The organism is Chryseobacterium wanjuense (assembly GCF_900111495.1).
Classification (GTDB): Bacteria; Bacteroidota; Bacteroidia; order Flavobacteriales; family Weeksellaceae; genus Chryseobacterium; species Chryseobacterium wanjuense.
On record NZ_FOIU01000001.1, the window covers coordinates 1,937,852 to 1,952,060 of the forward strand.

Consider the following 14,209-nt stretch of genomic DNA (forward strand, 5'->3'; position numbering starts at 1 on the left):
TCCGAACTTTACAACAGATTCTAAAACATAGTCCGTTGAAAAAGATATTCCCTCATTTAACCCAAATACTAAGTTATTTCTTTGTACTTCTGTTCTGCTACGCAGCAGTAAGCAAGGTTCTGGACTTTGAAAACTTTACGGTGCAATTAGCCCAGTCTCCACTCTTAAGTGCATATGCAGGAATTATTTCTTATACTGTCATTATTGTAGAAATTGTAACTGTCATTATACTATGTTTCCCCCAAACAAGATTGTGGGGGTTGTATGCTTCACTTGGATTGATGGCAGGCTTCACAATCTATATTTACCTGATCTTGTACTACAGCGATTTTGTACCCTGCAGCTGTGGGGGTATTTTGGAAAAGCTGGGATGGACAGAGCATCTTATATTCAATATAGGCTGCATTATCATAGCTCTATTAGCAATTTCCTCCTTTTACCAACGCAAACAAATCAGTTTGCTCAAACCTCTATTCTACTCTGCGTTACTAATAATAATGAGCACCAGCATCGTTATTTTATTATTCATCACTTCGGAGCATATCATAAAAAAAGAAAACAACTTTACCCGGCGTTTTTTGCTCCATCCGGTTTTAGAAGACAAAACATTCGATCTTGGAATGAACTCATATTACTTTGCAGGTTTGGATGGAGGAAAGATCTATTTGGGAAACGTTACTGCTCCACTTCTATTAACAACTGTTGATACGTCCTTTGTTAATCTCCGGTCAGTAAAAGTAGACCTTGATAGGGAGAACTACCCTTTCCGAAGTCTTCAACTACAAGTAAAAGATTCAAACTATTACCTATACGATGGAAGTATTCCAGTTATTTTTCGCGGAACTTTGGGTAACACAATCGCTCACACCATCAGCTATCGAGATGCCTTTTTTACCCAACTGGTTATCCTGGATAGTTCCTATTTTGCTATCCGAACCCAAAGCAGCCATAACCGCCAGTATATGCTTGCAGCGCTTAACCTACAGCAAAATCCTAAACTACAAATGCATCCTTCTATCCTTAAAAAACAAATTGATGGTGTCTTTGATTCTGATGGAAAACTCGTTACAGCAAATAACAGTTCAGAAATCCTCTATGCATATACCTACAGGAACGAGTTCATCGTTTTGGATCAACGACTTACTATCCTAAAGAAATTACATACCATCGATACAACAACGGTCGCCAAAATTCAGACACGCAGGCTTTCTGACGGAACTCATAAAATGAGTGCACCGCCGCTTAAAGTGAACGGCGCAATAGCTGCTAACCACAATCTGCTCTTTATTCATTCCAACCTAAAAGGCAAACATGAATCTTCACAGATGTGGAAGAAAGCAAGTGTGATAGACATCTATCGGACAGACGAACAAGAATATGTTGGCAGCTTTTATGTTGATAAGCAAGGAGAAAGTGCATTGTCCTATATGATAGCAGACGATAGATACTTATACGTCCTCATAAGAAATGACCTTAAACGTTATCGGTTTCGGGAACCGATCTCCAAATACTTTAAAGCAGGGAATGCCGAAAACCTGATCCAGAGTAGGCAAAAACTAATAAATTTAAAAAAAAAATGAAAAAACTAATCCTTCCTGTAACCCTTTTATTACTGGGTACAGGCGCAGCTTTTGCAACTAAAATGAACAGCAGTAAAAGAATTCTTGTAGATGCTTATCGTATTGATGCGGTATCTGGTCGATGCGTAACTGCTAACCAAAAATGTAGTACAGTTCAATCAGATCCATGTACTTGGAACGAAAATTCATCAATCTTCCTACACGACGCACCTCTAACTCAAACCATGTGCGGTGATGAGTTATACAAGCCTTAACAATAAGAAGGGCGCTATAACGCGCCCTTCTTCATTTGTTTATCAATCCAAGTAACATTTTTTTTATCCTTTAAAAAATAGTCCCACCACTCCATCACCTTTATGTATAAATCTTTCTTTTCAATAGAATTGTATGCGAATGCATGTCTTCCATTGGGATAAAATATAGCAATGACGGGCTTTCCATTTCTTTTAAGTCCAATAAAGAACTCGGTGGTCTGGTCCCAGGGGACATTTTCATCCTGTTTTCCTGTCCATAATAAAATCGGCACCTTCACTTTGTCCACATGAATGATAGGGTTATTATCAAAATAAATGGCCTTGTTCTCCGAAAACGGATAATTCATTTCAAACTGCCCGGTTTCATACTGCCAGTAATAAGGCCCCGGAAAGTGATAGTTGTATGAAAAATACGACCGGGTGATATCACTAATACCAGAGCCTGAGATGTAGGTCTCAAAACGATCAGAGTGCGTGGCAATAAAATTAGTTTCATAACCGCCGAAGGAATGCCCCACTAACCCCACTTTCTTCATATCAATATTCGGATTCTGCCCGACCGCATCCAACGCTTTATGAACGCAATCCAATGCAGACAACCCCGGTCCTGCAGGTCCCACTGCGGTATCCGGCAACAAAACAAAATATCCCTTCTGGATCAGGGTACGGATATCCAGTCCGTCACTGTTATGGTACCCTGGAATCATATATTCATTAGATTTCTCACTTTGAATTTGGTAAATATAAACGACCATCGGGTATTTTTGATGAGGCTTGTATCCGACAGGATAATATAAGATTCCTTTAAGAGAGCGCCCATCCGTTGTTGCATAATGAATAATATCTTGCTTGAGTAGAGGAGCTTCAGAATCTGAACTACCGCCATCCAATAACAGCTGCTTTTGACCTTCACTTTTTATATACAATTGGGGAGGTTTATTAAAATTTTCTTCGAGTGTTAAAAAATGGGTTAACCTGTCATTGTATGTCAACCTTCCTACCTTGTCCTTTATTGGCGGCATGATCACTTCCAAATTCTTGCCTTTAAGGATGTAATAAGAAGTGTCGCTACCCCTCTCTTTAATCTCCAACAGCAGTGGCTTCTTAGTTTCAAAACTTCTTATACCGATTTGCGAATTATAAGAAGTTTTATAGTCAGCCACATTAACCATTGACACCGCTTTGTTTCCTGCAATATGAGATTGGAAAAAGGATTTCTTTACTATATCGTACTCCCACAAACCCTTTTCACTCTCAAAAAGAACTAGGCGGTTATCGTCTGAGAAAACAGGATTACGCAATCCGGTTTGATCAATCAGGTGCTTTTCTTTTTTTGCAAGGTCAAAAATTGTCCATTTCTTCCGCTTCTCACTAAACAAGATCCACATGCCGTTTTTGGAACAGATGACCTCAGGTGATCCGTACGTGACACCCTTTAAAGCACCTAAAGGACTGTACTTCTTTTGCTTCGCATCATAAATAGAAGCATCCATAAATTGGGGTTGAAGGGTGATGAAATTATGTCCTTGTGTTGAATAGGCTAAGAAATATCGCTCACTATTCAGAGATGCTATTTCAGGATAGACATCATCAGGCAGCGGATCAATGTGGTCGGAACCCAATTTCCAGAGCCAGAATCTTCCCTTTCTGCTTCCTCTCTTCTTAGCATCTAATTTATCATCGTTGCCATACCATATGTCCACTAGCTCGCTTTCCGCTTTCTTCGCACCATATAGGGCAATAAATAAGGCTTTTCCATTCTGTACTCTCGTGACATTAAAAAAACTTTCATCTCCTAACCGCGGAGCTGTAAGTGATACTGATCTGCCATTTTGCGTATCAATAATACTCATTCTCGGATCGCTCGATTTGCTATCTTGCCCCATTACAAATACCTGCAGCCCCGAAGGGCTTACCTCCATTTCTTTTACTGCATACTCAATTATATAAAGCTTCCTCTGTTTTTTACCTGAAATTATCCAAATTTCACAGCTATTTTCAAACAGCTTGCATATATACAAGTTACCCTTATCATCAGTAACCGGCAGCCCCTGTATTTCTGTAATGCGATGCTGTAGTTTTCCGTCTATTGAATATATGCTTAATACAGCATCTTTTGTGAGTAAGGCATATTGACTGGATTTAGGAAGAGGATAGGCAGACCGGATATTATCATAGTGTTTTACGGCTCCTGATTTCAGGTCTAAAAACTTTGCTTTACCCGCTCCGGATATTAAAAGACCATCATCTTTAAGGAAACTCACCGTGCCATCTAGTGCCAGCGTAGTGGCAGGAACCCGGGGCTTACTCGTATTGACAACAATTAATGTATCCTGCGAGATGTCATATCTTTTCCTCACTGCCGCCCATTTTCCTCCTTCTGAGAGAACAGGATTGGTAAGGCGGTAAAATTTGGACATCCAGCTTTGCAGCGTATCTTTTCTGTCTTGAGCAGGAATGCTGATACCTGTGAATAATAATACGTAGATCCAGATTAACTTTTTCATTTTAATAGCCTGCATTTTGAGGGTTAAGCTGAGGGTTAAGTAACAAATCCTGCTGCGGCAGAGGCCACAGCCTGTGAAAATCCTTCCAGTTGGTTTTTACTGATGTAAGGTCAGTTAAACGGTCAAAGCGTTTCAAGTCGAGGAAACGGTGTCCCATTTCGGTAAAAAATTCTTTGCGGTTTTCCAATAGAAGCTCATTGAGCAAAACCTCCTTTGTGATCCCGCTAAGGGCCGAAAGCCCTGCCCTCTGTCTTGTCGCATTAATAAAAGGCAGTGCTTCCACAATCTTATTCTGCTGCGCCAACGCTTCCGCTAATAAAAGATAGGCTTCTTCCAATCGGAATATAATCGAGTATTCAGTACTGTTGTTAGCCCCGTTCTTATACTTATCCGATCTATACCAGGTATTAGGCCCAACCGTAACCAGTGCTGTCCAGCTTGTCTTTCGCAGGTCATTACCAGAGAAACTGCCGATTAGATTTTGTGTAAGCGCATAGGAATAAGGTGCCACGCCATTAAAATAATAGGTCTGATTTTCTCTTGTCGGATCACCGGGATTTTTTGGCTTCAGCTGCCAGAGGATATGAGAACTGGATTTTATGAATACTTTCGTGATGTCACTTTGAAATTGATATAAAGGACTTTGAATAATACTTTTCAACATAGATTCTGCCTCTGCCCAACGGTGCTGGATCATATAAACTTTAGCCAGCATCAACTGTGCTACCTTACGGTTCGGGTAGATCCGTTCTACATTTCTGTACTCGTCTTTTAAAAAACCTATCGCTTCATTAAGGTCATTCTCGAGCTTCAAGCCCACTTCCGAAGTAGGAGTCTTGGATAAAGTTTGATTAACCTGGTAATTAGTGGTCACAGGATATGGAAAATCCCCAAATACCTGCCAGAGATAAAAGAAGAGTACAGAACGGGCCAACAGTGCCTCTCCTTTGATCCTGTTTTTGTCTGAAACTGATAATGAAGATGAACCAGAGACTCCTTCAATAATGCTATTGGAGAGGTAGACCTGTTGGTATGATCCACTCCAAAATGAATAAATATCTACATTGGCCGCAATATGCTGGTTTCGGTACAAATCATATACTCCGTTGGAATTCGCAGTAGCGTAAAAATCTAAATCATCAGTATACGTTCCAAGTATTGCTCCTGAATTATCTCCAGCAATAGGGGAGCTGTCTCTCAGTCCAGCATATAACGCAGCTAAAGCCGCATCTGCCGTCTGAACATTTTCAAAAACCAATCCTGATTCAATTTGGTTATCAGGAACGTCCACTTCAATCAATTTTTCGCATGAAGAACAAATAGCGAAAAAAATTGCAGTTAGTGGTATTGATATAATTTTTAAAGATTTCATAGGTTGGGGGTTTTAAAGGTTAAACTGAGCTCCAAAGGAAAAGGTTCTTAACGGGGGCAGAAAGCCCATAAACAGAAATTCAGGGTCAATACCAAAGTATTTCGTCCAAGTGTAAAGATTCTGTCCTTGAAAATAAATTTTTACTTCTTTTAATACACTGTCTCGTAAAGGAATTCGGTATCCCAGCTGTAGATTTTTTAAACGGATAAATGAAGCATCAGAAATAGCAGCATCACTATTTTGAAACAATATTTGCGAGGCACTGCTTCCCGAACGGTATGGCATATAAAAACCATTTGGATTTTCAGGTGACCAAACATCAAGTACCTGTACCGGCTGGTTATTCATACTTCCGGGTACAGGCATGATGTTATTATAGTTTCTGTTTCGCTGTGTAACAAACTGTATGAGAAACGAAAAGTCCCAATTTTTATACCTTAAAGTATTGTTCCAACCGCCAAAGTATTTCACGCCTATATTTTCAATGACCTTATTGTCATCGGGAGATGAGATCTTCCCATCTCCATTAAAGTCCGTAAACTGGTATTGGCCTGTTTGGTTGATTCCTTCCAAATGATAGACTTTGATAATCGAAGTCGGTCGTCCAATAAGATATTGATTGGCATAAGTTGAACCTTCGAGTCCGGGAAAAGAAATCAGTTTATTCCTCGGAAAACTGATGTTCATGCTTGTTTCCCATTGAAGACCTTTACCGGAAAGAGGACGGGCACTAGCCTCAAACTCCAAGCCCGTATTCTGTACGACAGCATCTAAATTGGCAAGCACACTGGTAAATCCTGTCATTGCTGGTAATTGATAACCCACCAGCTGGCTGGAAGAACGGTTCCTGTACCACGCCGCCGTGAGATTCACCTTATTTTTTAAGAATCCAAGTTCCAAAGCAATTTCAAGCTTGCGGGTCTTCTCCCAGCTGTAATCAGGGTTGTAAAGGCGTGACGGGGTAAGTCCCGTAATTCCGTTATATAGAGAAGAGGAAGAAACCGTATAGGTATCTAAATACTGATAATCACCAATATTATCACTTCCCGCTGTTCCATAACTTCCACGAAGCTTACCGAAACTGAGCCATTTGGTTCCGGAAAGAAAATTTTCTTTGGAAAATAACCATGCTGCACCAACAGCTCCAAAGTTGGCAAATTTATTGTTGGGACCGAAGCGGCTGCTGCCATCCCTTCTTCCGGTAATATTGAGAATGTATTTATTTCTATATTGATAATTTACTCTTCCAAAGACCGCCGCGTAACGGTATTCTGTTCTCAATTGATCGGAGATGATCTTGGTCTGCGCAGCACCGATATTCCCAATAAATGCATTGCTTTCAAATCCTATTCCCGTCATCGTGCCTTGCTCATTAATCTCACTTTGGAAAGTTCCGCCAACTAAGGCATCCAATTCATGACTGTTTTTTTTAAAAGTCCAGTTCACCTGTGGTTCGAGGATATAGGAAAATCGATCCTGATTGCTTTTTGAGGCTCTAGAAGTGGCACTCGACTGACCCAGGGCAAAAGTGGGATTATACATGGTATTAGGTTGAAGCGCAGTCTCTTCGTAATCCTGATAATTAAGTCCTCCATTCAGCTTAATACGTAGTTGGGGTAAAATTTCATAGCCCATATTAATGTTGATGAGTAGTTGTTTATTCTCATTGGAGTACGTACTGTTAAACAGTGCCGCAGGATTGGCAAATGTATTGTTCTCCCAGTTAAGACCGCCGTCAGCATGGTATAATTCCGGTGCATTGGGAGAAAGGAAATACGCCTGTCTCGTCATATCCGTTCGGGGTACATTATTTTTCTGCAATGAGAAAAGATTGGATATGTTAAGTTGGAAACGTTTATCTTCTGAATGATGGGTTATACTATTGGATAAGGTATTACTGACGTACTTAAAATCCTTCATAAACACTGTCGATTGCTCGTTATGTCCCAGACTGAGTAAAAAGGTAGTAGTACTGCTACCTCCATGTAATGAAAGCTGGGTATTAGATAAAGTGGCAGTATTTCCCATGAGTTTTTTGGGCCAGTCGGTATACCTGTTCTGGTTCCATGCGCCGTTAATATCATACGCAGCGGCAGGATAAGTAGAAATTCCATCATTGGCAAATGCCTGTTTTCGCATACCGAGGTACTGCGCGGTATTCATAAGTTCCAAGTTGGATAAGGCGTGACTAAGCGCATATGAAGTATTCACATCCAGTCCCAGCCTTCCCGACTTCCCTTTCTTCGTCGTGATCAATACTACTCCATTCGCTCCCCTTGATCCATAAATGGCCGTGGCATCAGCATCCTTCAGGATTTCTATGCTTTCAATATCACTGGGATTAATACTGTTCAGGGGATTAATATTCGCTCCCGGCAGAATAACACCTGAGTAAGGGGAGATCATTTTCCCGCCAATCGGTACGCCGTCCACAACATACAACGGCTGGTTGCCGTCTATATCACTGTTGGTAATGCTACGCAAGCTGTTTCTTCCCCTGATCTGGATGTCATAGCCTCCTCCCGGAACACCCGAACCCTGGGTAATATTTACGCCTGCCATGCGGCCCTGGATAGCAGAAAGGACATTGGTTACCGGCTGGTTTTCAATAGCCTGAGCCTTTACTTTTACAATACTCCCTGTGCGCTCCCTGTCTTTGACCGTATAATATCCGCCATTGAGAATAACTTCCTCAATTTTCTGTTCTTTTTCAGCAGATAAGCTCAAAGCTTTTTTTAGCGTGTCTTTTTCAATGCTGTAAACAGTTTGAGAATGATCTGCTGTTTTCTTATTGTCCTTCGACCTGATAATAATGACCTTATCCTCATTGACGAAAATTTCAAAGGGCAGTCCTTCCAGTATTCGTTTCAGGCAGCTCACCGCTGCTTCATCCCTACATTTTACTCCTTCGATCGTATATTTTCCAAGGGATTCTTCCGTATACACATAAGGTATACCGCTCTTTTTGAAAAACCTTTGCACAGCGTCTTTGGCAGAAGTTTTCCCAATTTCAAAGTTTACCGTATGTTCGGAAACTCTTTGCTGCTGCGCATATAGGACTGAGAAGTCCATAAAAAATAATGCCGCGATGCAGCCAAAAACATTTTTCATATTTTTGCATTGCTTAAAATTAATAACTCATTCGATGTTGTTAGTTTTTCGGACCGGCACTGCAATGCCGGTCTTTTCATTTGGGATATTCATTCCTGATATACCTTAATGTCCTCAGTTTCCTGTGATGAGTGTAAAAGCCAGCAGTTGCCAGAGTTTACTTTTCCAGTTGATATGTTGTTCCATGTTGTTGTAATTCTAATCGCATAGACAAAGCAAGACTTTGCATAACAATATCAGGAGACATGTCTGTGAGTCTGGTAGTAACAAGCTTATCGCTGTATTCTTTAGGGAATAGAACCTTGATATGGTATACCTCTTCGATAACCTTTACGGCGTCTGCAAACCGGCATTCTTTAAACTGTAATGAAATAATTTCAGGAGCCTTTATTTCGTTTTGAGCAGAAGGTAATGGAGCTTGCTTTAAGGGAACTATCGCTGCTATCTTCTGTGTTCCGTAATTCGTAAACGTTTCATTAGGGCTAAGGATATAGATTTCCTCTTTATCGCCATTTTTTGTAACCGACACTTTTCCTTCATACAAATCAACTTTAAATGCACCTTTTTGTTGAGTTACCTTAAATACTGTTCCCAGTACTGTAGTAGCATAATCGGTACCATGAACAATGAAAGGATGTTCTTTCGATTTGGCAACTCTGAAAACGGCATTTCCTTCCAGGTATACATCCCTGGTTTCGCCGGGAAAAGATTTCTCTACAGTAAGCTTTCCGCCTTCAAACAGACGGATCACAGTACCATCTGCGAGTTTCATATCCAGCGGACTAAATTGAGCCATATAAACATCTGGGCTGATATATCTGTCATAGCCAGCAAAGCCGGCAATACCCAGTAACAAAAGCAGTGATACAGCAACTCCCAGGTGTTTCCATCTGTTCTTTTCTTCCATTTTCTGAATCCTGGCAGAAACAGTTTCCCTTAGTAGCTCTGATTCTTGTGGGGTTAACAGAAAGGGGTCTTTTTCGTTAAATTTTTCTTTTTTATTCATAGTCTAATTAAGAAGGACTTGACAGAGGCCTCTACTTATATATAGGAAATGATGTCAAAAAAAAACACCCCCGAAGAGGTGATATTTAACTTTATTTAACAATTATTATAAATATTTAACACTTATCAATACAATCTATTGTCTATTATTCTAGACCGTTCATCTTATTCCTCGGCAGTCCAATTTCGTGCTGCTGAGGATAGGGCTCACGATGAGTCATGCTCACATCTTCTCTGATCTGGCGATGAATATCATACTGTTTTTCTTTATCATAGGCATACCTTGGATCAGGAATAAAAGGCATCTTAGCCATTTTCTGAATAGTAATGGTTGGAAAATGAAAATCTACTTCAACAGTCCCTAATAATAAATAACAGCCGCCTCCCTGAAATGGGTAGGTTTTTAAATTATCCGGAAAATGCGCTGTATCAAAATAATCCCCATTGCTATCTATCCAGGTTCCAAAATACATCGTTCCTTTCTTAGTTGGCACATGCTTGCGGGAGATTAAATACGCCAGCATTTTTACCTGCTTCTTATGGTACTGCAACAGGTCTTTTACCAAAACATCACCTCTATAGCCGGTTTTCAATAAATCAAAAGGGCTGCAGGAAACCGGAAATCCCAACAGTTCTAATTCATCAAAGGCATCTTCAAAAGGTTCCCTTTTCAGTTGTGGAAGCTGATACTCTTTTACAGGTTCCTCAATTAATACTAATCCCCGACTCTCAGGTTTAAAAGTGCTTTGCAGAAGTCTGGCCTGGACAAGCAATTCATTTTTGGGTTTACCGGTAAACCGGAAAGCGCCAATAAAAATCAAGAGCTGTAGTGTTTCAACTCCAATGGGAATACGGCGGATAAAATCGTCCAGCGACTTATAATTCCCATTATTGTTGCGCTCATCACTAATACCCTGTGCAATTGCAGTTTCCAGCCCCTGCAAGTGTTGAAACCCGAGATAAATATCATTCCCCTGCAACGTAGTCTGGTATTCACTCGTGTTCACGCATGGATTTTGAATAATTCCCCCCGACATCCGGGCTTCATGCACATAAACCTCCGTACGGTAAAAACCTCCCATATTATTGATAACAGAAACCATAAACTCAAGCGGGTAATATACTTTTAAGTACAGGCTTTGGTAACTTTCTACCGCATAAGATGCAGAATGTGCCTTACAGAAAGAATACCCTGCGAAGGATTCTATCTGCCGGTAAACTTCTTTAGAAAGTGCTTCAGGATGTCCCTGTCTGCTACAAGATTCAAAAAAGTGATCTTTTACTTTCTGCAATGCTGATAAGGATCTTCCTTTTCCACTCATGGCTCTTCGTAAAATGTCACCATCGGCGGCCTCCAATCCTCCATAATACAAGGCAATTTTGATCACATCTTCCTGGTACACCATAATACCATAAGTTTCTCCTAATTGCTCTTTAAAGACCTGGTGGAAATATTCAAATTTGTCCGGATTATTATGCCTGAAAATATACTCGCGCATCATGCCACTCTGTGCCACGCCGGGTCTGATAATGGAAGAAGCAGCCACTAATGTTCTGTAATCCTCACATTTCAGTCTTCTTAAAAGTCCCCGCATAGCAGGGCTTTCTATATAAAAACAACCAATAGTCCTGCCCTGAGCAAGGTATTCATTTGTTTTTTGTTCATTTTTTGATAAGGTCGTATCACGGATATCAACAATGGTTCCCTTATTTTTTCTGATCAATTTGACCGTATCATTAATTGTCCCAAGTCCTCTTTGAGAAAGGATGTCAAATTTTTCGAACCCAATATCTTCTGCCACATGCATATCAAACTGAACAATCGGAAATCCTTTAGGAGGCATCTCCAATGCCGTAAAATTGGTAATGGGTTCTTCGGAAATCAGTATCCCACAGGAATGCATGCTTCTCTGGTTTGGAAATTTTTCAAGCAGCTTACCATACTCCTGTACCAGTCTTACCACGGAATTCTGATCGTGAGATTCTATAGGCTTTGTAGCCAAATCGTCAAGCTCTTCTTTCGGAAGTCCGAATACTTTACCGACTTCCCGAAAGATAGAGCGGTATTTAAATTCCACATTGGTGCCGCAAAAGGCAACATAGTCTTTACCATACCGATCGAAAATATATTGTAAAATAGTATCTCTTTCCTGCCAGCTCCAGTCAATATCGAAATCGGGTGGTGACTTCCGGTTCAAGTTCAGGAATCTTTCAAAATAAAGATCCAGCTCCAACGGGCAGATGTCGGTTATTCCTAAACAATATGCAATAATGCTGTTTGCACCGCTTCCCCTTCCAACATGCATAAAGCCCATGCTGTTGCTGTATCTGACAATATCCCAGGTAACGAGAAAGTATCCACTGAAATTCAGTTGATCAATAACTTTCAGCTCTTTCTCTACTCTTTCTCTGGCCTTTTTATGATCCGATCCATACCGTTTTTCCAGTCCGCTAAAAGCAAGCCTGCTCAGAAGTTTACGGTCATCTTCCTTAGATCGGGTGTAATATTTTTTATTCCTGGGCGTCGAAAATTCAAAATCAAAACGGCATTCACTGAGAATCCGGCAGGTATTATCAACGATCTCGGGATAACTCTCATAGGCTCTTTTTATGGAATCAACCGGTTTAAAAACCTCAGAATACCTGCAATAATCTGTTTCCTGTTGTTTTGAAAGCAGTATATTTTTATCTATAGCACGTAAAATACGATGTAAGTTATACTGCTTTTTTGTACTGAAAGTAATGGGATGCCATACTACCATTTTATGAATAAGCTTCTTAAGTTCCGGACGGATCAAAAGGGTAAGCTCTTCCTCACGAATCCCGATAAACTCATTTTCCCGTAAATGTTCAGGAATATTTTCTTTAGGATAAACAATGAATACATTCTTCAGCACGGGTGCTGTCTCCGATAAATCTTTTCCCTCACAATGATAATCTGTTATCATCCGGTTTATTTCCCCAATTCCTTTAAACTCTCTGGCAATGGCAACATAAAGAAGTCTGTCTTCTTTTCTGATTTCAACCCCCGCAATAGGCTTTATTCCGTATTTCTCACATTCTTTCTTAAAATCATAAATCCCTGTAATCGTATTAATATCTGTCAGTACCAGCTCTCTGGCACCTGATTCATGGGCCTGCCGTACCAATTCTTCAAGGGGCAAGGTTCCATAGCGCAGGCTATGATATGAATGGCAGTTAAGAAACATAGGTAATAATTTAATGCTTATTGTCGAAATCAAATCCTGAAGCCCTGCCTACCGCCTGGCTTCCGAAGCGGTTTTTAATATGATCCATACTCTGATAAAGACTGATCATCTCAGCAGTATCCTCAAATAAATTCATCTGATGCAAGCCATGAACAAGACCCGTAAAGCGTAACCCGACCAAGCGAAGCCGCATCCTCCGTGTATAGGCTTTATTAAATAAATCCAGCGCTACCCGCGATAAGGTGTGGTCTGCAGATGTATAACTGACCCTGCACTGTTTAGTTTCCGTATCAAAATTGGCATAACGGATCTTGATCACCACCGTAGAAGTCAGCCATTTTTCTTTTCGTAGCTGATAGGCCAGTTGTTCTGCCATTCCCGATATCAGCACTCGCAATGCTGTAACATCCATCGTATCAGTACTAAAAGTTCTTTCCGTTGAAATGGATTTACGCTCGGAATAGGGAACAACCGGATTTTCATCGATACCGTTAGCCTTCTTCCATAATTCCGTCCCGTTTTTACCGATCATCTGTTCCAATACCTCTGCAGGCATTTCGGATAAGGTCTGTATGGTCCGTATTCCGATTCTTGAAAGAAGCCGAAACGTTGCATCTCCAACCATAGGAATTTTCCGGATCGATAATGGATTTAGAAAAGGCTTTACCTCATGTTCTTTTATTTCAAGCCTTCCCACAGGTTTTGCTTCACTGGTTCCTATTTTTGAAACGGTTTTATTGGTGGATAGGGCAAAGCTTATCGGAAGTCCCGTTTCCCTGGTCACTGTTGAAGCTATCTCCTGAGTCCATTGATAACAGCCATAGAATTTATCCATACCGGATAAATCAAGATAAAATTCATCAATACTCGCCTTTTCCATTACCGGAACTTTTTCCTGGATAATTTCCGTGACAGTATGCGATAATTTCGAATACATTTCATGATCCCCTTTGATTATTTTGACATCAGGACAAAGTCGCTGTGCCATTCTTATAGGCATCGCGGAACGAACCCCGAATTTCCTGGCCTCATAAGAACACGACGCCACTACTCCACGGTCGCCACCTCCGATGATTAAGGGGATTCCGTTGAGTTTTGAGTTTAAAAGACGCTCACAGGACACAAAAAATGTGTCCATATCCATATGTACAATCGCTCGGTTCACAGGACA

8 protein-coding genes are annotated in these 14,209 nt (G+C 40.6%); 2 read left to right on the forward strand and 6 right to left on the reverse strand.

Features of this window, described 5'->3' with window-relative positions; all coding sequences use genetic code 11:
• The first annotated feature begins 35 nt into the window (after positions 1-35).
• Both BMX24_RS08690 and BMX24_RS08695 read left to right on the forward strand, forming a co-directional pair.
• Positions 36-1,580, forward strand: coding sequence for a MauE/DoxX family redox-associated membrane protein (locus BMX24_RS08690; RefSeq protein ID WP_089792851.1), 1,545 nt, complete (start codon positions 36-38; stop codon positions 1,578-1,580).
• Entirely contained in the window at positions 1,577-1,834 is a 258-nt protein-coding gene (locus tag BMX24_RS08695; protein WP_089791631.1) for a DUF6520 family protein, read from the forward strand. The genes BMX24_RS08690 and BMX24_RS08695 overlap by 4 nt, the downstream gene beginning before the upstream one ends.
• A 14-nt stretch (positions 1,835-1,848) precedes the next feature.
• Here the strand turns inward: BMX24_RS08695 and BMX24_RS08700 are convergent, their stop codons facing one another.
• From BMX24_RS08700 to dinB, 6 genes are all read right to left on the reverse strand, one after another.
• Entirely contained in the window at positions 1,849-4,341 is a 2,493-nt protein-coding gene (locus BMX24_RS08700) for an alpha/beta hydrolase family protein (protein WP_170835673.1), read from the reverse strand.
• Position 4,342: 1 nt separating this feature from the next.
• Entirely contained in the window at positions 4,343-5,632 is a 1,290-nt protein-coding gene (locus BMX24_RS08705) for a RagB/SusD family nutrient uptake outer membrane protein (RefSeq protein WP_317040874.1), read from the reverse strand.
• Between the two features lie 93 nt (positions 5,633-5,725).
• A complete protein-coding gene (locus BMX24_RS08710; RefSeq protein ID WP_089791634.1) occupies positions 5,726-8,824 on the reverse strand; it encodes a SusC/RagA family TonB-linked outer membrane protein in 3,099 nt (1,032 codons plus the stop codon).
• Positions 8,825-8,981: 157 nt separating this feature from the next.
• Positions 8,982-9,620 (reverse strand): FecR family protein, encoded by a 639-nt coding sequence (locus tag BMX24_RS08715; protein WP_170835674.1) that lies wholly within the window; start codon positions 9,618-9,620, stop codon positions 8,982-8,984.
• Positions 9,621-9,975: 355 nt separating this feature from the next.
• The gene (locus BMX24_RS08720; RefSeq protein WP_089791636.1) at positions 9,976-13,038 is read right to left on the reverse strand and encodes a DNA polymerase III subunit alpha; all 3,063 of its coding nucleotides are present in this window, start codon (positions 13,036-13,038) and stop codon (positions 9,976-9,978) included.
• 10 nt (positions 13,039-13,048) lie between these two features.
• The gene (gene dinB / locus BMX24_RS08725; protein WP_089791637.1) at positions 13,049-14,203 is read right to left on the reverse strand and encodes a DNA polymerase IV; all 1,155 of its coding nucleotides are present in this window, start codon (positions 14,201-14,203) and stop codon (positions 13,049-13,051) included.
• Positions 14,204-14,209 lie beyond the last annotated feature (6 nt).

What these genes read in the sequence shown, in the direction of transcription:
- BMX24_RS08720 (WP_089791636.1), bottom strand. Translation starts at nt 13,038, where the DNA reads ATGTTTCTTAACTGCCATTCATATCATAGCCTGCGCTATGGAACCTTG.
- BMX24_RS08715 (WP_170835674.1), bottom strand. Translation starts at nt 9,620, where the DNA reads ATGGCTCAATTTAGTCCGCTGGATATGAAACTCGCAGATGGTACTGTG.
- BMX24_RS08700 (WP_170835673.1), bottom strand. Translation starts at nt 4,341, where the DNA reads ATGAAAAAGTTAATCTGGATCTACGTATTATTATTCACAGGTATCAGC.
- BMX24_RS08695 (WP_089791631.1), top strand. Translation starts at nt 1,577, where the DNA reads ATGAAAAAACTAATCCTTCCTGTAACCCTTTTATTACTGGGTACAGGC.
- BMX24_RS08710 (WP_089791634.1), bottom strand. Translation starts at nt 8,824, where the DNA reads ATGAAAAATGTTTTTGGCTGCATCGCGGCATTATTTTTTATGGACTTC.